We start from the raw sequence: 20,346 nt of genomic DNA, 5'->3' as shown, positions 1-20,346 counted from the left end.
GGGTTTTTCCTGCCAAGGGGGCAACTTTAGCTGTTACGTCTTACAGGAAAAAGATGGTTGATGCACAATAGCCAACTATTTGCTTTATTGCTTGAGAAATTGCGCGGTTATGACGCGTTCAGGGGAGGGATATGCTGGGAACGTCGGTTAAAAAGCTACTTAGTGGTAGCGTAGAGCTGGGTGCAACGGTCGAGATAAAGGGGTGGTTGCGCAGTCGTCGTGACTCCAAGGGTGGCTTCTCTTTCTTGGCGGTGAACGACGGCTCGACCCAGCACGCCTTGCAGGTGGTGGCGCCGGGCGAGTTGGCTAATTACCAGTCGGATGTGCAGCGCTTAACGGCCGGCTGTTCGCTGCGCGTTGTCGGTACGCTAGTCGCCTCTCAGGGTAAAGGACAGAGCGTGGAAATTCAGGCGGAGGAGATCGAGGTCTACGGCTGGGTCGACGACCCCGACACTTACCCTATCGCCAAAAAGCGTCACAGTTTTGAATACCTGCGTGGGGTGGCGCACCTGCGCCCACGTACCAATACCTTTGGCGCGATCACGCGTGTGCGCACGGTGCTGGCCAATGCGGTGCACCGCTACTTCTTTGAGCGCGACTTTCAGTGGATTAATACGCCGCTGATCACGGCCAGCGACTGTGAGGGCGCCGGAGAAATGTTTCGTGTCAGCACGCTTGATTTGCAAAACCTGCCTCGCGATGACCACGGCGCCGTCGACTTCAGCCAGGACTTCTTTGGCCGGGAGGCATTTCTTACCGTATCGGGGCAGCTGAATGCCGAGGCGTACTGCCTGGCGATGAGCAAGGTATATACCTTTGGGCCGACCTTTCGCGCGGAAAACTCAAATACCAGCCGGCACCTGGCTGAGTTTTGGATGGTTGAGCCGGAGGTGGCCTTTGCTAACCTTGACGACGATGCCGCCTTGGCAGAAGATTTTTTGCGCTACCTGATTAAGCAGGTGCTGGAGCACTGCGAAGACGACTTGGCCTTCTTTAATCAGTATATCGACGACACGGTGCTGTCGCGCTTGCAGGCGGTGTCTGAGCGTGAGTTTGCGCGCATGGATTACACCGAGGCGGTGAAAATACTCACATCAGCGAAGGCCTCTTTTGACTACCCGGTGGAATGGGGGCGAGACCTGCAATCCGAGCACGAGCGCTATCTTTGTGAGCAACATGTGGGTGGGCCGCTAATCGTCAGTAACTACCCAAAAGATATTAAAGCGTTTTACATGCGCCTGAATGACGATGGCAGAACGGTAGCTGCCATGGATGTACTGGCACCGGGCATTGGTGAAATTATCGGCGGCAGCCAGCGTGAGGAGCGCCTGGATGTTCTCGATCAACGCATGAAGGATCAACAGTTGGAAGGGTTGGAGTGGTATCGTGACCTGCGCCGCTACGGTACCGTGCCTCACGCTGGCTTCGGCCTGGGTTTTGAGCGGCTGTTGAATTACATCACCGGCATGGACAATATCCGCGATGCGATTCCCTTCCCCCGCGTACCGAGGCACGCGGAGTTTTAAGGGGCGTCACTCGCGCTGGTGCTCAGACGAGTGTGAACAGTAACTTGCGCTGGAAGGGGTCGATCTCGGCCACTTTCACCGTAACTGCCTGCTCCAGTTGATAGTTTTGCTGATCGTTATAAAGGCGCAGGGTGTCGGCGTCGAAACTGAGCTTTTCCGGAATCGATCGAGCCTCAACGAAGCCGCTGATACCGCTATCGTGGAGCTCGACGGTAAAGCCGCCGCCATTGAGGTGGGCAATGTGGCCCGCGTAGGTCTGCTCCGAGGGCTGTTTGGCCAGATACTGGTACTGTAGCCATTGTTCCATTTGCCGGCTGGCTTGGCGCACATTGCGCAGCGTTTCTTGCAGTTGAGCAATGGCATCGTCGCTCAAGTCGCCGCCGCTGGTGTTGTCCAGGCAGGCGCGAATGCAGCGCTGCACAACCAAGTCGTTGTATTTACGCAGCGGCGAGGTGAAGGTGCTGTAGCAATCGAAGCCCAGGCCAAAATGTGGGCGTGGTTCGGCGCTGAGCTCCCCCGGCTGAAGCATGCGAGCCATAATGCTGCGCAGCGGCAGTGGGCTATCTGCCTTAGACGCGGCGCTCAATACTCGCCGGTAGCCGTCGAGTTCCTGAACCGGCGCGTCGCTATATTCTGGCAGGGCGTGGTCGACCAGCTTGCCGATACTCTCGAGGCGTTCTTCTCTGAATCCGGCGTGACCATTGTATAAAGCACGGTCGGTGCCGCGCTTTTCGCGCAGCCATAATGCGGCGCTGCGGTTGGCGGCGAGCATGCATTCTTCTACCAAGCGGTGGGCGTCATTGCGATCCTGGCGGACGATGGCAGTGATGCGACCCTGCTCGTCCAAGTCATAGTGAAAATCTGCTTGCTCAGGCATGATCAGGGCATTTTCTTCACGCCACTTGCGCAACGCCCCGCAGGCTTGATGTAGCGCCTCAATGCTGGCGTGAGGCAGTTGAGGGCCCCCTGCCAAGTGGGAGGCGACGTCGTCATAGCTAAGTTTTGCGCGGGAGCGAATCAGGGCTTCTGAGAAAGCAATATCTTTGATTTCGCCGCTTTGGCTAATTTGCATGCTACAAACCAGGGCGGCGCGCTCAACATCTTCTGCCAGTGAGCAGAGGTCTTGGCTGATGCGCTCGGGCAGCATGGGCTGAGTACACCCTGGTAGATAGACCGTACTTGCGCGCTGCTGGGCGGCGCGATCCAATTCGCTGCCTGCTTCAATGTAAGCGCCGGGGTCGGCTACCGCGACTTGCAGCGTCCAGCCGGCGTCGTTGGCCTCTGCGTAGATCGCATCGTCGATATCTCGCGTGCTGGCAGAATCAATTGTTACAAAGGGTGTGTCGCGCAGGTCCTCACGTTGGTCTGCGCGGCTGTCGATGAGCTCTTCCTCGGCGGGCCACCCAAAAGGCAGCTCAAATTTGCACAGGGTATACTTGCCCTCTACACCAGCGTCTTCGGGGCTGCCGATTTTACTCAGCACTTTTACTTGAGATTTGCCATCTTTCCAGGGGTGGCGATGGACTTTGCAGTGCAGGTAATCCCCCGGTTGCGCTTTTTTGCGCTCAGAAGGCGGGATGAAGAGCAGTTTATTAAAGCGGGGCAGGTCGGGCTCCACAAAGTGCCCTTGCCCACGAACGATGTATCGGCCTGTAAAACTTGTCAGAGGGCTATTGACCAGTTTCTCCAGCTCGCCCTTAAACTTGCCCTTGTCATCGGTCAACACATTGACCTGTACCCGGTCGCCGGGAAATACGCGCAGCATCTCGTCGGGGGGGAGAAACACATCTCGACCATCATCCAGGCGCACAAAGCCGAAGCGGCGCTGGCTGCCGCGTACCTCGCCTTCGCCCTGATCCTTACTTTCAATGATGTCGGTTTTCAGCTGCTTTAGCTGTTGCAGGGCGTTTTGGTCGAGCATGGTGTTGAGATACCTTGGCTTTCGGTCTGAGAAAGGGGCGATAGGGTAGCGGAAAACCTCCGCCGCGTCTTGCTCGCCGAGGTTATGGGCGCATTGGGCACCAGATTTAGTTGACATCACCGCGGTAGCTTTTAATATTCAAGACAGCATGTCCTTCTTGGAGCAGCCGTTTGCCCCATTCCGACAAGGCCCGATGGGCCATCAGTTGTAGGCTTGGTAGCCGCTATGCGGGGGCAGCCATGCCGCCGTCTTCTCTTCCTCAAAACATCCTCACCACGTTGCTCGTCGCGCAACTGAGCAACGGTCCGATTTGTTTCTTGCAGCCAGTAGAGAGCCCCTGATGGAAAAAATCTTTGTTCTGGATACCAATGTTCTATTGCATGACCCGATGGCCCTGAGTGCTTTCCATGAGCACCGTGTGGTCGTGCCGATGACGGTGCTCGAAGAGCTTGATCACATTAAGGACCGGCGTGACAAGGACGTAAGCCGTGAGGCGCGCATTGCGATCAATGCGATTGATAAAATTCTATTCAAAGCCAGCCCCAAGCAGATTCAGGAGGGGGTGCCGATCCCGGCGGCGCGTGAAGGCGAGGCTGCGGGCTCCCTGGCGATCTTTCCCGATCAACTAATCAGTCACGATACCGAGGCTCCCTACCTGGATGGCAGCCAACAGCAGGCGAACGACAACCGTATTATTAACGTTGCCTTGCACTTACAGGTGAAAAACCCAAAGGCCTACGTTTGTTTGGTAACCAAAGACATCAACATGCGTTTGAAGGCCAAGGGGTCAGGGCTGGAAAATGTTGAGGACTACCGGCGGGATCGGGTGCTGGATGATATCCAGTATATGGCGAAGGGCTATGAACACCTGGCCGGGCGATTCTGGGACCAGGTCGACAGTGTGGAAACCCTGCGGGAGGGGCCGCAAACCCTGCATGTTTTAAGCAGGTCGGTGCTTCCCCATGTGCATATCAACCAGTTCATCTACGATGACAGCGGCTTTGCCGGTTTGGTGAGAGCGGTAGATGATGACCGGGTTGAGTTATTGGATCTGTGCCCTGAGCAGTTAATGCACCAAAGCCTGTGGGGCCTCACGCCGCGTAACATGGAACAGGCGATGGCATTTTTTCTCATTGCCCAGGCGGATATTGATATGACCGTGCTCACCGGTCCAGCGGGCTCGGGTAAAACCCTAATCGCACTGGCCTATGGCTTGCACGCGATACTTGAAGAAAAGCGTTATGATAAGTTGATTGTGGCGCGATCGACGCCGCCAATTGCCGAAGATATCGGCTTCTTGCCTGGCACCGAGGAAGAAAAAATGGCGCCGTGGTTGGCCGCCTTTGATGACAACCTCGAGGTGTTACACGGGGGGGATGAGTCGCCCTACAGCAGCATCGAGTATGTTAAAGACAAGGCCAATATACAGTTTAAGTCACTAAACTTTATGCGCGGTCGCTCTTTCAACAACGCCTATATTGTCATCGATGAGGCGCAGGGCTTAACCCAGTTTCAGCTTAAGTCGATTATCACTCGGGTGGGGGTTAACTCGAAGATCGTGGTGCTGGGAAACCTGGCGCAAATCGACAACAAATATATTTCGCCGCTTACTTCCGGGCTAACTTACTTAGTCGAGAAAAGTAAGCACTTCGCCCACGCCGGGGTGATGCATGTAAATGGCATAGAACGATCTAGGTTAGCGGCGTTTGCTGAAGAAAATTTGTAGGGCTCGCCTCGCCGTCTGTCAATAGGGTGAATCCGCGGTAGTCGCTGCACTGTGCCTTTATTAATGTTGGGGTATGAAACTCGGCGTTAAATTGGAGGGAGTGCGGCCATGATTGAAGAAAAGCGTGTTGGTGCGGAACCTGTGCCTCACAACCTTTCTGAGCTGCTTACTGAGCTGCAGCGAACGTCACTGCGTCGTATTGAAAACTTTGGCTGGCAGATCAAGTTTATTCGTCGTCCCCGTTTTCAGCCGCCCGTTGTTGTTGTTGAAAATACGACAGGAATGAACATTGGCATTCTGGAGGAAGATGGCGGCGTTAATCTCCGTCCGGCCATCTCCTTGAGAGACTGATTTCGCTAGTCTTTGCTTGGGTCGACGAGTGTGACGACTTGCTCATCTGGGTCGCGGCTGGCATTTGCCGCCCGCAACTCTGCGAGATAGCCTTCCCATAAGGTTTGATGATTTTCGCCGAGTTCTCGCAAGTAGCGCCAAGAGTAAATTCCGCTGTCGTGCCCGTCATCGAACACCAGCTGAATCGCATAGTTCCCGACGGCAATAATATCGCGGATCTCCACATTCAATTTGCCAGTTTGCAATACCTCCTGGCCGCGCCCGTGGCCGCGTACCTCCGCCGAGGGTGAGAAGACACGCAAAAATTCGCAGCTAAGCTGGTAGTGACTGCCGTCGGCGTAGCGGAGCTCCAGCAGGCGTGATTTCTTGTGTAGCTTAATTTGCTGGGGCGGCATATCTGTTTGATTCATATGGGGATTTCCAGTTTCTCAGGCGACATCATAGCTGAGCGTTGGCGCGCTGTAGAGTGCAAATTTGAAGAATCTAAGTCGCTACCGCTCTGCGTAACAAAGTTGGCGGCCTAAAACGGTGCCGGCGGCGCGCGTTTATTGTACAATGCGCGGCTTTTCTTAGCCTGTATCTGCCTTGCGGGGGTTCTATGTTTAACAAAGAGATGACGATAGCTGGTTTCGACGACGATATTTGGTCTGCAATCCAGGAAGAAGAGGTTCGTCAGGAAGAGCACATCGAGCTGATTGCTTCCGAGAACTACACCAGCCCCCGCGTAATGCAAGCTCAGGGTACGGCGCTGACCAATAAATACGCCGAGGGCTATCCTGGCAAGCGCTACTACGGCGGTTGTGAGTATGTAGATAAAGCCGAGTCTCTGGCCATTGAGCGCGCCAAGGCATTGTTTGGTGCTGACTACGCAAATGTTCAGCCTCACTCGGGCTCACAGGCAAATGCAGCAGTATATCAAGCGTTGGTACTGCCAGGTGAGACAGTGCTGGGTATGAGCCTGGATGCGGGTGGTCACTTGACCCACGGCGCCAAGCCAAACTTTTCTGGCAAAACCTATCATGCTGTGCAGTATGGCCTGAACAACGACACGGGCGAAATCGATTACGCACAAGTAGAGGCCTTGGCTCTAGAGCATAAGCCCAAAATGATTGTGGCGGGCTTCTCCGCGTACTCGGGCATTGTCGATTGGGCGAAATTCCGTGAAATCGCCGACAAAGTGGGCGCCTACCTGATGGTTGATATGGCTCACGTGGCGGGTCTGGTCGCGGCGGGCATCTACCCCAACCCAATGCCTTTTGCCGACGTGGTAACCACCACGACTCACAAAACCCTCCGTGGTCCGCGTGGCGGTTTGATCCTGGCAAAAGCCAACGAAGAAATTGAGAAGAAGCTGAACTCTGCCGTTTTCCCAGGTGGCCAGGGTGGTCCGCTGATGCATGTGATTGCCGCTAAAGCGGTGAGCTTTAAAGAGGCAATGAGCCCTGAGTACGTCGACTACCAAAAGCAGGTGGTTGCCAATGCAAAAGCGATGGCCAAGACCTTTATTGATCGCGGTATCAATATTGTTTCAGGCGGTACCGAGAACCACCTGATGTTAGTGGATCTGATCGGCAAGCCTTACACCGGCAAAGACGCTGATGCAGCGCTAGGGGCAGCTAACATCACCGTGAACAAAAACGCGGTTCCTAACGATCCACGTTCACCGTTCATCACCAGTGGTCTGCGCGTAGGTACGCCGGCAGTGACAACTCGCGGCTTCAAAGAAGCAGAGTGTATCGATCTGGCCAACTGGATGTGCGATGTATTGGAAGCGCTCGAGTCTGGTGATGCCAGCGCAAAAATTGAAGAAGTGAAAGCGAAGGTGCTTGAAGTCTGTAAGCGCTATCCTGTTTACGCTTAATGTAAAATGGGTTGAAGAGCCGGGCATTGCCCGGCTTTTTTTTGCCTGTGAATTCTCTCCATTCCCCTCTAAAATGAATCTCGAGTGTTGCTTTGAATTGGTCGGCTTGTTAAGCGCCTGAGATGCAACAGTCGGGCAGGAACTCGAAATACGTCGGCACTTAATTTGGACTGTGTCGATGTGTATTACTCGTGGATATTGGAGTGCTTAATGAAGAAGAAAATAATAGGTGTGACTTGTGCCGTGCTAATGACGGCGTGTGCAAGCACCGAGCAGGCAGCAGATACGCAGCAGTCACAACAAGGTGCGGGTGGACTCCCCCAGTGGGTGATGAACCCTTACATTGACGATGGTTTTGCCAGTGCTCAGTGTGTGCCGTATTCCAGTAATATGTCGATCGATCGCCAGCTTGCCGTTGCCAATGCGCGGACGGATTTAGCCCAGCAGCTCGAAACGAAAGTTGCCGTATTGGACAAGGTATTTCGCGAGCGCACGGATGTGTCCAGTGGTGTATCCAGCGGCTCAACCTTCTCGTCGGTGGCAAAGCAACTTACCCAACAGACGTTGATCGGCACTCGAGCAGAGCGTGTGGAGTTTGTTGAAATCGACGGGAAGAAAAACCTTTGTGTACTGGTGACGATGGGGCGCGATAAAACCCTGGCACTGTTTGATAACATGTTGGCCGCGAGTGAGCGCCAGGTGCAGCCAGATACCCGTGAAGTGCTTTTGCAGCAATTTAAGGGCGCACAAGCTCAGCAGGAGCTGAACGAAGAAATGGCGCGCTAATAGGTTGCGTAAATGCTATGTGTCGCCGACGCCGCGGCCTCAAGCGCACAAAAAAGCCCGCCATTGGCGGGCTTTTTTGTGGCTGTAATAGTATTGCTAACTAGTCTTGGTCTAGATCAACCTCAACGACTACTTCTCCGGCGTTGCTCACAAATCTCTCATCAGTGAACACGACTTCTCCGTTGTCGATAATATCGACTTCGTAGTTCACGCCGCCCGGTACTTCAAAGACTTCATCTTCGCCTTTGTCGAGAATAACGAATTTGTAGTAGTCGTAATAACCATCGGGTTCATCGATGTTATCAATGCCGATAGTGAAGGCGCCGCTGCTAAAGTCGTTGGCGATATTGCGAATAATCAACTTGCCGGTATTGCTGATAACCACCTTGCGTGACGCCGTGGCGGTATTGCCTTGATCGTCGGTAACCGTCAGCTTGATCTGATATTCGCCGTCTTGCTTGTAGGTGTGGTTGCCCAAGGGGATGCCGTCATCGACGACTGTGCCATCACCCAAGTCATAGCTGTATTTAACGATGTTGCTATTTGGTGATATTGACGATAGTGCGTTGAGAATACCGGTATTGAACTCGCCGTTGTTATCGAGTGAGCCGCGGATGACATCGCTATATTGGTCAAACAGACGCGCTGTAAGTTTTCCTTTACTGCCAGCATCTTTGCTAACGGGCAAGAAAAACAGCTTACTGGCAGATTGAATTTCGCCTGCGCTATTTCTGCCGCCAATGCGGAAGCCGAGCTCGCCTTCGACATTGGGGACTTCAATCTCAAAGCTAACATTGCCACTATCGCATGGGCCGTCTTCGCTGGTGCGATTGCCGTAGCAGATGCTTGTGTAACCCAGCTGGGACTCATCCAAATTGAATTCATCAATGCTTGCCTGGTCCATTTCCAAAAGCTCGCGCAAGGGCTCGTTGAGGTTCGCGTAGCCAATGTAAATGCGATAGGTGCTGCCGGGTTTGGCGGCAGGCAGGCGACGGTCTGGGCCTAGGCCGAAGATGGCAAAGTCCGAGGTCAGGCCATCAGGGCCAGCATTGAGGTAGTTGCCTTCCAGCAAGCCGACAAATTCCATGCTGTCCGTAGCGTCTGCTTCATTGACCAGTGTGCCGCGGCCGAGGAAGGCCAGGCGAGCAGGGCCAAAGGGTTGGTTGTACAGTTTTTCTACCTCAAAGCTACCGCTGCTTTGGTCCGCTGAATAGGTTTTGCCATTGAAGCTGATACGAACCAGTGGCCGGTAGTATTTGCCTGCCAGGCTATCCCATTTGCTTTCGGTAAAGTCGATGCTTTCCTCCCCGCGCTCATCTGGAAGGCGCAGGTCGAGCAGGGCGGGATAGGTGCTTGAAGCTGGAGCGCTGGTTTCGATCACTCGGGTGAAATCGTAACCAGAGTCATTGACCGGCGAAGTTGTGGCGCCATTCGCATTAGCTTCCTCGCCATCGACGACTTTCAGGCCAATGGAGTAAAGCACCGCACCAACGGGGTTGCTGTCATCGAAAGACCAGCCGAAGTTTGTGTAGTCAATGGCTGTGGTACCGTCACCATTTTTGCTGCGCGCCCAGCCGTTGATAGGTACCACCGTGCCGTCCTGGCCCTCTTCCCAAGAGTTGGTCCACTCAACAACACCGAGGCCATTTTTCAAATACAGATAGTAGGAAAAGCGCTCCCCGTAGTATTTGATAACGATGCAGTTCTGCTCACCGCTGATCGGCGCTGTCGCATTGTCATCAATGAGGGTCGCCGTCCAGCCGGTGCCTGAACTGAAGTTGTAAAACAGCGGTACGATGGTGGGGCCGGCTACCCAGCTGTCGCCAACTTCAACTTTGGCGGGGAATAGGAGAGCGGGTTGAGGCTGTCTGAAGGGCGCTACACCCAAGTCCGACTTCAGCTGTTCGGCGGTTTCAGTCAAGTAGATGTTGCCGCGACTGTCCTTGGCAAAGTTGTGAAAAATTGGCGCGCTGATGTCGTTGCTGTTTGGTGTTACGACATAGTAACCCAAGCGCAGGGTCTTGATACCACGCGAATCTTCGATGACGGAGGTCTTCCAGACGCGATCCGTTTCAAAGTCGCCGAATCCTCTCAGGCGCATTTCCGAGCGATCGGGAAAGCGAAATTCCTGTGAGCCAAAGTTCACGACGATATCGGCGCTATCGTCCTCAAAAGTGAGGTAGGTATTCAGGGACAGTTGCGAATCGTAATTGAGGTTGATTACGGGCTCGGTGTTGGCGTTGGGTTCTTTGTATTCAGTACCCGATTCGTCGAACACGCAGCCTTGAAGGCTGAGTCCGAGAGCCACAGCCGCTGATGCTAGGATGTTGAATTTTTTCATGGCTATGTCCCCTCTTATAGCGTGAAGCTGCCGACAAGTGACACACCGAAAATACGGTCGTCGTTTAATGTGGAGCCCTCAACAAATGCGTCGAACTGGCGTTGGGTGTAGTTGAAGCGCAGCTCCATTGGCAGCTTCACTCGTGTTTTGCTTAGGTCGTAAACAGCATTAAGGGTATATGACTCGTACTCAATACTGTCTTCGATACCGAATTCGTCACGAGTCAGCGATTTGCCGCCGTCTACATTCGCTTCCGCATCGAAGGTGAAGTCGTAGCGCAGGCTGACATCCAGGTTTCCGAAGAAGCGCAGCGATCCACCCAGGTACAGGCCGGTAGCCTCAAACTCGCCCTTGTAAATGGCTTCTATGGGGGTTGATACATCGCTGGAAACGGGCTTCTCATAGTCCACCGAGAATAGCCCCATCATAAAACTTTGGCCTGGTGAGGGTTCGTTGCTATAGCCGATTACCGCTTCTTTAAAAGTGGTGTTGACGTCAATTTTGTCACCGGCGGTGAGCAGCTTGGCGTCGTTATCTTCTACGTAAAAATAATCACGTGTCGCTTGTACCGTAATCAAAAACGTCTGAACGTCGTAATTAATATCGATGCGGTGATTGGTCTTCTCGCCGCCGAAGAGCTGGAATGGGTCGATGCTGAGGTCGGCAACGAAGCGTGTCCATCCCTCTTTTTCCGAATCCGAGGCTTGGGCGATTTCATCTTGTTCCGCGCTGTCGCCGGGTGTCATTTCGTAACTCAGCTTGGGGCGCACTGCCGCCAGCCAGCTAACGTTTTGCATCCAGGTCGCCTGCTCGGGGAACCATTCGAACTGCAGAATATTGAGCCCGACCGTTTTCACATAGGCGTCGCGGATTGTATCCGCCTCTAGCTCCTGATACTTGTAGCCGACGGAGACACCGCCAAAATAGTTATAGCTAGCGTCGTCGCCAAAGCTCGCTCGTTGATCTTGCTCTTGCGCCAGTGCACCGTTTGATAGTATCGCGGCTGCCAGTGCAATTGCCGAGGCCTTTCTCGTCATCTCACTTACCCTCTGTGTGGTGTTATCCGTCTTAGTTTTGCTTTGGTGACGGTGATTTTAATGTGTTCCAAAATGTGTTCATGATGTCGGCGGCGACAACTTTGCTGAGCTTCTCCGCGGCCTTCTGGCAGGCAATTTCAGGGTCACCGGAAACCGCTTTTGCCGAGCGACTGGCGGCGCTCAAATGCTGTGTATTCGCGTTGAGTGTCGCATCAGTTTTTATCCGGCAAAAATGCGCGCCATTGCGCTCCATCGTCCTTCTCTGGCTGTTCATGGACAGCTGAAGCTTCGCTTGCGTAGCGCTTTCGCTGCCCTGTAGGCCTTTCGCGGCCAGTTCTGAGGCGATGTTCCGCGCCACTTTTTTGCTGTCTTCATCCTTTGGCGCTATGTGAATCAGCAAGTTGTCGAAAAATTTCAGTGCCCGCTCGGCGTCATTGTTGAGTGCGCTATCGTTAAACGGCTGTTTGCCGTCGAGTAGTCGATACTGGGACAGCAATGACTGAAAATTGAGCTGGCGTTCTAGCGCGCGGTAGTGGCCGCGCAGAGCAGTGGCTAGCGAAGTGCTGTCGATGGCTGGGGAGGTTTGCGCGAGCAGTGAACGAATTTCACTGGCGACGCGCTCCGCAGCCTTTGCCAAGTCCAGCTCGGCCAAACTGTATAAGCTTTGGTGCTCTGCCACCTCCCCAGTTTTGATGATGCGAATGTCGGAGAGGGCGACGTCGGGAACGCGGATGCGAATGTTGTTATTAAACTCGCTGCGACTGCCGGATTCGTCGGAGATATTGTTTAGTGTTAGCTCTGATCCAATTTGCAGCTTAAGGCTGCTGGCGATTTCATTGCGAGCGGCGAGCTTGGCCGCCTCGCTGGCAGCAGCGTGACCAAGTGAGAGGTCGGCCGCGCCAACACCGAATACAAAACCCTTGCGCTGGGGTGGTTGGTTAACCCAGTCTGGCGCGGCGGCGAGCGCGGTATTGCAGGCAATAAGTAAAGTGGCGACGGCGAGCTTGCTGGCGGCTACAAGTGGATGCTTCACAGGCCAAATCTCGCGCGTTTGCTGTATTTGTGGATCTGTTTTTGACCGTTCCAAACTTCGCGGTTGCTCTTAAGATCAATCAGTTTAAGGTCGACTTGGTAGGTGGTCGTGCGCTGTCCCTCAAGCTGGTCTACTAATGAGGTGATAACACCGCTCAGTGCATAGCCGGCGGCCGTCTCTTCGCCGAGTTCAATGGCGCTTTCCATGCTGGCAAACATTTCCTGGTCGAGCTTCTCGTCGCGCACACGCTCGCGCTCTGCGCCGGTCACCACAAACTCGGCTTTACCGCTGCGCAACAACTCACGCTTGATCGAGTTGATGAAGGTTTCCACTGCAATTTGCTCGTGGGATCGATTGCTGATGTGCTGAATCGCAATCACAGGTAGTGAACCGTCCGCCCTTGATTTCGCCCAGGGAAAGCTCAGCATGTCGCTAATCAGTGCCTCGGCAACAAGTTGCGAATCGGTGGCATTCCAGCGATCGGTTAATGCGGGTTGGCTGCCGTTTTCCATGCGTTTAACGTTGCTACTTCCGCAGGCGCACAGCAGCACTGAAAGAATAAGGATAGTAAGAGAGCGAAAGGTCATCATGATTTGACTCAGTAGTGATCAATGCTGATTAGGCGTTTGTCAGCGGGAACCGTCAGCGAGTTGACGTGATCGCCGCGCGTGATAGTAAGTTGGCGGCCCGCTAAATCTGCAGAAAGTGGCGTGATGCGTATCTTGGCTGGCAGAAGCTGCCACTGGCGTAAATCGGCCCCCGCGGTGAACGTGGCCAGCGCACCGCCGAGCGAAAACGGTAACTTAATGCCGCCGGTCATCGATTTATAGCCCGCGGATTTACTGACTTCTCGCAGCAGTGCTTCCTCGAAGCGGCGTTTCAGCGTGAGGGTTTGGTAGCGTTGGAGATCGCCAGCGATATCGGCCAGTTCAACGCTTTGCAGTAACGCGCCGTTTTCACCAATGACTTTAGCGGCGTGGTGAGGTTGTGGCTCCGAGAAATAGTCGAGAAACAGACGGATCCCGCCGCCAATTGTGTCGGTAAGGCCGAGACTTTTCAGTGCGCTCCAGTTGTCGCCGAGCTCGACGACAATGGCATCTTTGTAGGGGCTGCTGTACAGCAGTGACAGTCCAGCAAATTGCTGCTTTTGCTGGCGCTTTTCTGCATCTGTGCCGCGAATCATTGGCCGCAGGATCAGCCGCTGTTGAATGCTGTCGGCGGTGAGTAGCATTTCCAGAGGGGCTTTCGCCGGAAGTGTACCGATATGTTCAATCAGCCAGCTATTGGTTGTTGGCGCGCCGTCTTGCGCCGGTGCGGCAAAGGCAGACTCTTGTATGGCTTGATCGCTTGCGCCGAGTTGTTGCATACAGCGCAGACCGCCCTCTTCAGCGAGTACTTTTACATTGCTGTGCGGCAGCGAAAGGTCGCCCTCTGGCAGCGCATCCAGGGCGCGTTGGTAGCTGATTCTGGCGCTGTCCAGGTCTTGGTTGATTTCAAAGACGATGCCAGAAACGACATACAGCCAGGGGCTTTGTACATCGACAATACCCTGGCTTAACTCTGTGTTCGTGCGTTCGGCAAAGAGTGATACCACCATTTGTGCCAGGTCGCGGTTTTTGTCGCTGTCTAAGCCCATGTCCTGGAGAAAGCGCGCTTCGCCTTGCAGTACATCGAGGCGACGCATTTCTACCGCTGCCGCTTCCCTTTGCTGCAAGGGCAGTCGGTCTGCGTCGGTGGCGAAATGGTTGAGCGCCTTTAGGTAGCTGATAAAGCCAACTTCAAGTGAGTTGGGTCGATAGGGCAGGGCGCCGGGTTTGCGCAAGCTCGCGCTGCCAAACTCGCTTAGCCGTTGAGTGTAAAGTTCTTCGCTGCGTTGATAGGCGCGCTCAAGGGCTTGGTTACTTCCCCGGTAATCGCCTTCATGTCGCCGCAGGCTGGCGTGGGTGAATAGCGACACGAGGTCTTGGTCATCGTAGGCGATGTCCTTACTTGACGGCAGTGTCGGTGAAGAAAGCCCGGAGGCGATCGCAGTATTCTGCGGCTGGGTGTTGCCACTCAAGCAGGCTGCCAAGGTGAGTGGCAGCACGCCTGCGAGGCTTCGTTTCCAGTTTATTCCGTTAGTCATTAGTCGAAGAACCTCAGCTCGGCACTGGTAAGTAATCCGCGCTGAAGTTGCTCAATGCTCAGCTCGCCATAGCCAAAGGCATTGGGGCGTATATGCTCGCGCGCGGCCGTTAATTTGCCTGCACTGTTTTCGCCGAGCATTTCTGCATCGTAGAGCGCGCCGAGCTGCGGCGATGGGCTGGGGCCAAACTGCGCTGCATAATTTACCCAGCCTAAATAGCTGTTCGTGAGATAGCCGCCGCCGAAGTTAACTTCTTTGCTTTCCAGAAAGTAGGCGATGTTGCGCGAGTGCTCAAAGGCAACGCGGTCGGTATTCTGGCGAAGTTGGAATAATGAACTGTCGCCCAGCGACTGTTCGTTCATGCCCTGCATGTCCGGCTGGAAATGGTCTTCGCGGGCAAAAATTAAATACGCGCTCACGCGCTCGCCCTGCGTATACAGAGAAATAAGGTATTTCTCATCAATGTAGTAGCGCACTTGCAGGCCGCCCTCAAGTTCCTTCAGGAGCTGCGGCTCGCCAATATAATCTTGCACATAGGCCAGGTTTAACCCTGCGCGCACGTGCCGGGTGCGGTCGTATTCCACTTGGTTGCTGAACTTGCTGGAAATTGACTCATACACGTTTTTCATCAGCTCTATCGAGTCGGTAAAGTTGCCGAGGCCGACAAACAGCAAGACCAACGACACTAACCACGTGGGTAGCCGGTTAGTGATAGCGCTAATTTTTTGATTGTGAAGTTCGACTTTATCCACGTTACAAGCTCATAAACTGTTTTTCGGCGGCGGTCACTTTTTTGATGTACTTGCGCGTTTCTTCGTAGGGCAGCTTGGTGCGCAAGGTGTTATAGACCTCGTCGGGCGACATCTCATTGATGATTTTCGACGCTCTGGAAATGTTGAGTTTGCCGGTAAATGCCTTGGCGACGTTGCCTGCCCCAGTATTGTAGGCGGCAATCGTGCAGTATTTTCGGCTCAGCGGGTCGGTAATTTTACGTAGGTAGCGCTTATCCAAAATATTGAGATAACCGATGCCGACCTCGATGTTTTTGTCGGCGGTAAACAGATAGTCGGGGGAAAGTAAGCGCTCTTTGCCGAAGTGCAGTTTCGTCACGTCACGGCCAGCACTGCCCGGTACCACTTGCATTAATCCGTAGGCCGGGATCGGCGACACCGCGACCGGATTAAAGCTGCTTTCGGTATACATGATGGCAAAGGCCAGTGAGCGGGGAATGTCCATTTCTGCCGCAAAGCGGGTGACTGCATCGCTGTATTTCCGGGCGCGGCGCACCGGCCAGCTCTCGGAAAGGTCGATCACCGCGACGGTGGCTTTGGTTTCCTTGGGTGCGGGTACGGGTGCGGGCGCTGTACTATTGCGCTTAGGTTTGCTTGGTGCAGTTGCCTTCTTTTTGGCGGGTGCCGGCTTAATCTCAACAACATCGATCTTGGCTTTTTTCGCCAATGCTACGGCGGTTTTGGGGGCGGTTTTTTGTCCGCTGAGCTCTTTGAGCTCCGCTACCACGGGCACAGGTGGCAGTTTCGGTGCTGAAGCCGCTTCCTGCATGCGTGCCACAATGGGGTATTCCTGGTTCGCCTGGTCGCTGCGCGTCTCCAGCGCGGCTTGTAGCTGCTGGTTGACGATGCGCTGCATCTCCTCAGGGGCCGGTGTGCCCAGCACGGAGATGCGAATTTGATTCTTTTCAAAGTCGACGGTGCGTTTAATACGGCGATTCTTTGCGTACTCCACCCATTTGCTGCGGTCGCTGCTCTCGGTTTCATTGCCCCAGTAGCGCTCTAAATCAGCGATAAACGCGTCGTGCTCAGCGCGAATTTCGCTGACGAAGCTATCCCATTCCTGTGTCTGAGCGGCCTCGAACTCGGCAAACTCTGCGCTCAAGGATCCGGCGAAGTCGCCGAATTCAGTGTCGTCAAAGGCACTGTTTTGGGCAAAGGAGGTCGTGGCGGCCAGGCTCAGCAGGCACAGGCCGAGGAGGTGATTACGGTTTGTTTTTGACACGCGGGATCCCTGCGTTATTTATATTTATGCTACAAATATCCGATTTTAGCGTTGCCGCCCGGTATCGCAAGCCCTAATCGCCAGCATAACGCGGTTGGTTTTTGTGCTTGTACTGTCACTGAAGTAGCGGAGCTGCTAGAATTCTGCGTTTTTGGAGGGCCATTTTTGTGCGCTGCCCATTTTGCAGTTTCGACGATACCAAAGTGATTGATTCTCGCCTGGTGGCTGAGGGTGGTCAGGTGCGTCGGCGGCGCGAGTGCCTTTCATGCAGCGAGCGCTTTACGACCTACGAGAGCGCTGAGCTGTTAATGCCAAAAGTGATCAAGACGGACGGCTCCCGCGAACCTTTCGACGAGGAGAAACTGCGCTCTGGTATTCTCAAAGCGCTGGAGAAGCGCCCGGTCAGTGTTGAGAGCATTGAAGCGGAGATCAGCGACCTCAAGCGGCGGCTGCAAGCCACTGGTGAGCGTGAGGTGCATAGTCGCGACGTTGGTGAGCAGGTGATGGAGGCGCTGAAAGCGCTGGATCACGTTGCCTATGTGCGCTTTGCCAGCGTGTACCGCAGCTTTCAGGATCTTGATGAGTTTCGAGCCGAAATCGACCGTTTGTCCGCCGAGCCCGGCGGCGTCGACCTCAATAAGTTGAAGTAAGTCCCGATGACCTCCCTCAGCGACCGACAAGCGATGGCGCGTGCCCTGCAGTTGGCGGATCGCGGTCGTTATTCAACGAGCCCGAACCCGCGAGTGGGGTGCGTGGTGACCCGTTCGGGGCAGCTGGTGGCCGAGGGTTGGCACCAGCGCGCCGGAGAAGGACACGCGGAGGTGAATGCGCTGGCCCAGCTCGACGACGCGACAGGTTGCACGGCGTATGTCACGCTCGAGCCATGTAGCCATTTTGGCCGCACACCGCCCTGCGCTCAGGCGCTGATAAACGCCGGTGTCACGCGGGTGGTAATCGCAACCGGTGACCCCAATCCGTTGGTGGCTGGGCGGGGTGTTGCGATGCTGCGCGAGGCAAATATCGACGTAGAATGTGGACTGCTGGAAGAGGAAGCCCGTGCATTAAACCGGGGTTTCATTCGCCGCATTGCGGGAGGGCGACCCTGGGTGACGGCCAAGTCGGCCATGAGCCTCGATGGTCGAACGGCGATGGCCAATGGGCAAAGCCAGTGGATTACCGGTCCAGAGGCACGTGCTGATGTTCAGCGACTGCGCGCGCAGAGCTGCGCCATTGTCAGTGGCGTGGACACGGTTATCGACGATGACGCCGCGTTCACCGTGCGGCCGGACAGTTTTCGCTCACCGTTGGCCGATTACCAAGGTGGGATATGGCGGCAGCCGCTGCGAGTCATCGTGGACTCGCAGCTGCGCACCCCGCCGGGTGCCAAGCTGTTTTCAGGTGGGGGCGATGTCCTTATTGCAACGGTAAGCGATCACGGCGCGAAGGCCGCGGCGCTACAAGCTGCTGGTGCAGAGATACAGCGCCTGCCCGCAGACGACCGCGGCCGGGTATGTCTGGAGTCGCTGCTGCAACACCTTGCTGAGCGGGCCTGCAACGAGTTGATGCTGGAAGCCGGCGCAACGCTGACCGGCGCATTTTTGCAGGCAGGCTTGATTGATGATTGGTTTGTGTACGTGGCGCCCTGCATGCTGGGAAGCGAGGCTCGGGGTTTGGCGGCCTTGCCGCTTCAGAATATGGCCGACAAACAGCGCATAGAAATTATTGACGGCCGCGCTATCGGTGGTGACTGGCGTTGGCACTGTCGACCAAAGGTGGTTGATGCAGAGGTTGAGCAAAACTGATGTTTACCGGGATTATTGAAGCGGTTGGCGAAATTGCCGCAATGCAACCTCGCAATGGCGACCTGCGAGTGTATATTCGTACCGGCTCGCTGCCCCTGGCCGAGGTTAAGCTTGGAGACAGCATTGCCACGAACGGTGTTTGTTTAACCGTGGTAGAACTCCCCGGCGATGGTTTTTGGGCAGATGTGTCCCGGGAAACGCTGGCGCATAGCAATTTTGCCCAGGCCAGTGTTGGCGCTGCGGTCAATCTTGAGCGGGCGATGCTCGCGAGCAGCCGCTTTGACGGGCATATCGTTAGTGGTCACGTCGACGGCGTAGGGCAAATAGTGGAAATGAAAAAGGATGCGCGCTCAATCAATGTGCGCATTCAAGCGCCGGACGAACTAGTCCGATATATCGCCCACAAAGGGTCGATTTGTGTCGATGGCGTAAGCTTAACGGTAAACCGTGTCGACGGGGCGATCTTTGATTTGAATATTGTGCCCCATACCGCGGCCGAAACGATTATTGCGCAGTATGCCGTTGGGGGCAGGGTTAATCTGGAAGTAGACGTTATTGCACGGTATTTGGAGCGCCTGCTCAACGCGGCGGCTGATCACGGCAATAGCGGCGGAATTACAATGGCCACGCTGGCCGAAAATGGTTTTATGAAGGCGAAATGATATGGCATTTAGCACAGTAGAAGAGCTGATTCAGGACATCCGTCTCGGCAAGATGGTGATCTTGATGGATGACGAGGATCGCGAGAATGAAGGCGATCTGGTGATGGCTGCTGAGTGTGTGCGGCCGCAGGATATCAACTTTATGGCGACCCACGGGCGCGGCTTGATTTGCATGCCAATGACGCGCGAGCGCTGCGAGCAGCTTGCGCTGCCGCTGATGGTAGACCGCAATGCCTCTGGCTTTGGTACTAAATTTACGCTGTCTATTGAAGCGCGCGAGGGCGTGACGACGGGCATTTCCGCCGCTGATCGCGCGCACACGGTGCGTACCGCCGCGGCCCGCAATGCCGTGGCGGAAGACATTGTTCAGCCAGGCCATATTTTCCCGCTAATGGCTGAACCCGGCGGCGTGTTGAGCCGCGCAGGGCACACTGAGGCGGCCTGTGATTTGTCTAAGCTTGCCGGTTTTGAGCCCACCGGTGTGATCTGCGAAATTATGAACGAGGACGGCACGATGGCGCGCCGCGAAGACCTCGAGACCTTCGCCGCCGAGCACGACCTTAAGATGGGTACGATTGCTGACCTCATCCATTATCAGGTGCTTAATGAGCAGACCGTCGAAAAGCTGAGCAGCGGCACCATCAATACCGACTTCGGTGAGTTTATTCTGCACGCCTACCGCGATTCAGTGGCTGGTGAGGTGCATTTTGCCCTGCAAAAAGGCGACATCGACGCCGAGCAGCCTACCTTGGCCCGTGTTCATTTGGGCTCTACGGTTCGCGATTTATTGCAAGCGCAGCCTCCTGGCTCGACGACCGGCTGGAATATGCACCGCAGTTTATCGGTATTGGCGGAGCAGGGCGGCGTATTGGTATTGCTGGCGAATCGCGAGCAGGGCCAGGATATTCTTGCCGAACTGGATATTGCGCGCGGTGTGAAGTCGCCCCAGCAGGGAGATAGTGCGCAGTACCAAAATACCTACTTTAATATCGGCTTGGGCTCGCAGATATTGCGCGATGTTGGTGTCGGCAAATTGCGCCTGATGGGCGCGCCAGTGAAGTACAACGCTATTTCAGGTTTCGACCTGGAAGTCGTCGAATTTGTCAGCCCCGAGAATTTTGCCTGAGCGCAGTTGAGGCGTCGGCGCTAGGCTTATTGAATA

At 54.9% G+C, this 20,346-nt stretch carries 18 protein-coding genes; 9 read left to right on the top strand and 9 right to left on the bottom strand.

Annotated elements, in window-relative coordinates:
- The first annotated feature begins 131 nt into the window (after positions 1-131).
- Positions 132-1,526, top strand: a complete 1,395-nt coding sequence (asnS, locus tag AC2Q8J_RS09345) for an asparagine--tRNA ligase (RefSeq protein ID WP_204994731.1) — start codon at positions 132-134, stop codon at positions 1,524-1,526.
- Between the two features lie 22 nt (positions 1,527-1,548).
- Here asnS and AC2Q8J_RS09340 read toward each other — a convergent pair whose 3' ends face one another.
- Positions 1,549-3,564: a VacB/RNase II family 3'-5' exoribonuclease gene (locus tag AC2Q8J_RS09340; protein ID WP_486451132.1), complete on the bottom strand. Its 2,016-nt coding sequence runs from the start codon at positions 3,562-3,564 to the stop codon at positions 1,549-1,551.
- Between the two features lie 223 nt (positions 3,565-3,787).
- Here AC2Q8J_RS09340 and AC2Q8J_RS09335 point away from each other — a divergent pair, with 223 nt between their 5' ends.
- Positions 3,788-5,173 carry a PhoH family protein gene (locus AC2Q8J_RS09335; RefSeq protein WP_027873200.1) on the top strand — a complete coding sequence of 462 codons (1,386 nt, stop codon included), beginning with the start codon at positions 3,788-3,790 and terminating at the stop codon, positions 5,171-5,173.
- Positions 5,174-5,281: 108 nt separating this feature from the next.
- Positions 5,282-5,524 carry a hypothetical protein gene (locus AC2Q8J_RS09330; RefSeq protein WP_286695143.1) on the top strand — a complete coding sequence of 81 codons (243 nt, stop codon included), beginning with the start codon at positions 5,282-5,284 and terminating at the stop codon, positions 5,522-5,524.
- 5 nt (positions 5,525-5,529) lie between these two features.
- Here the strand turns inward: AC2Q8J_RS09330 and AC2Q8J_RS09325 are convergent, their stop codons facing one another.
- On the bottom strand, positions 5,530-5,934 hold the full coding sequence (locus tag AC2Q8J_RS09325; RefSeq protein WP_486451131.1) for a gamma-butyrobetaine hydroxylase family protein: 405 nt from the start codon (positions 5,932-5,934) through the stop codon (positions 5,530-5,532).
- 188 nt (positions 5,935-6,122) lie between these two features.
- Here AC2Q8J_RS09325 and glyA point away from each other — a divergent pair, with 188 nt between their 5' ends.
- The gene (gene glyA / locus AC2Q8J_RS09320; protein WP_486451130.1) at positions 6,123-7,385 is read left to right on the top strand and encodes a serine hydroxymethyltransferase; all 1,263 of its coding nucleotides are present in this window, start codon (positions 6,123-6,125) and stop codon (positions 7,383-7,385) included.
- A gap of 210 nt (positions 7,386-7,595) precedes the next feature.
- Positions 7,596-8,171 carry a hypothetical protein gene (locus AC2Q8J_RS09315; RefSeq protein WP_424146332.1) on the top strand — a complete coding sequence of 192 codons (576 nt, stop codon included), beginning with the start codon at positions 7,596-7,598 and terminating at the stop codon, positions 8,169-8,171.
- Positions 8,172-8,271: 100 nt separating this feature from the next.
- Here AC2Q8J_RS09315 and AC2Q8J_RS09310 read toward each other — a convergent pair whose 3' ends face one another.
- Genes AC2Q8J_RS09310 through AC2Q8J_RS09280 form a run of 7 tightly spaced genes read right to left on the bottom strand, consistent with a single transcriptional unit; the run spans position 8,272 to position 16,720 of the window.
- Entirely contained in the window at positions 8,272-10,512 is a 2,241-nt protein-coding gene (locus AC2Q8J_RS09310; RefSeq protein ID WP_486451129.1) for a PKD domain-containing protein, read from the bottom strand.
- 14 nt (positions 10,513-10,526) lie between these two features.
- Complete coding sequence (locus AC2Q8J_RS09305; protein ID WP_486451128.1) at positions 10,527-11,549, bottom strand: hypothetical protein; 1,023 nt, start codon at positions 11,547-11,549, stop codon at positions 10,527-10,529.
- 31 nt (positions 11,550-11,580) lie between these two features.
- Complete coding sequence (locus tag AC2Q8J_RS09300; RefSeq protein ID WP_486451127.1) at positions 11,581-12,582, bottom strand: hypothetical protein; 1,002 nt, start codon at positions 12,580-12,582, stop codon at positions 11,581-11,583.
- On the bottom strand, positions 12,579-13,172 hold the full coding sequence (locus tag AC2Q8J_RS09295; protein WP_486451126.1) for a penicillin-binding protein activator LpoB: 594 nt from the start codon (positions 13,170-13,172) through the stop codon (positions 12,579-12,581). The genes AC2Q8J_RS09300 and AC2Q8J_RS09295 overlap by 4 nt, the downstream gene beginning before the upstream one ends.
- Before the next feature lie 8 nt (positions 13,173-13,180).
- Entirely contained in the window at positions 13,181-14,707 is a 1,527-nt protein-coding gene (locus tag AC2Q8J_RS09290; protein WP_486451125.1) for a COG3014 family protein, read from the bottom strand.
- Complete coding sequence (locus AC2Q8J_RS09285; RefSeq protein WP_204994715.1) at positions 14,707-15,459, bottom strand: ETEC_3214 domain-containing protein; 753 nt, start codon at positions 15,457-15,459, stop codon at positions 14,707-14,709. Before AC2Q8J_RS09285 ends, AC2Q8J_RS09290 begins: the two co-directional genes overlap by 1 nt.
- 1 nt (position 15,460) lies before the next feature.
- Positions 15,461-16,720 carry a transglycosylase SLT domain-containing protein gene (locus tag AC2Q8J_RS09280; RefSeq protein ID WP_486451124.1) on the bottom strand — a complete coding sequence of 420 codons (1,260 nt, stop codon included), beginning with the start codon at positions 16,718-16,720 and terminating at the stop codon, positions 15,461-15,463.
- A 167-nt stretch (positions 16,721-16,887) separates the two neighbouring features.
- On the opposite strand from AC2Q8J_RS09280, the gene nrdR reads away from it, so the two are divergent.
- The 4 genes from nrdR to ribBA are packed head-to-tail and all read left to right on the top strand — an operon-like array spanning position 16,888 to position 20,310.
- Positions 16,888-17,370, top strand: a complete 483-nt coding sequence (gene nrdR, locus AC2Q8J_RS09275; protein ID WP_027873190.1) for a transcriptional regulator NrdR — start codon at positions 16,888-16,890, stop codon at positions 17,368-17,370.
- 6 nt (positions 17,371-17,376) lie between these two features.
- Positions 17,377-18,522: a bifunctional diaminohydroxyphosphoribosylaminopyrimidine deaminase/5-amino-6-(5-phosphoribosylamino)uracil reductase RibD gene (gene ribD / locus AC2Q8J_RS09270; protein WP_486451123.1), complete on the top strand. Its 1,146-nt coding sequence runs from the start codon at positions 17,377-17,379 to the stop codon at positions 18,520-18,522.
- Complete coding sequence (locus tag AC2Q8J_RS09265; RefSeq protein ID WP_486451122.1) at positions 18,522-19,184, top strand: riboflavin synthase; 663 nt, start codon at positions 18,522-18,524, stop codon at positions 19,182-19,184. Before ribD ends, AC2Q8J_RS09265 begins: the two co-directional genes overlap by 1 nt.
- 1 nt (position 19,185) lies before the next feature.
- Positions 19,186-20,310: a bifunctional 3,4-dihydroxy-2-butanone-4-phosphate synthase/GTP cyclohydrolase II gene (ribBA, locus tag AC2Q8J_RS09260; protein ID WP_486451121.1), complete on the top strand. Its 1,125-nt coding sequence runs from the start codon at positions 19,186-19,188 to the stop codon at positions 20,308-20,310.
- Positions 20,311-20,346 lie beyond the last annotated feature (36 nt).

Source organism: Spongiibacter sp. C9W, from assembly GCF_057370015.1.
The sequence above is the reverse complement of the archived record's forward strand: the minus strand, read 5'-3'. Positions and strand labels throughout refer to the sequence as shown.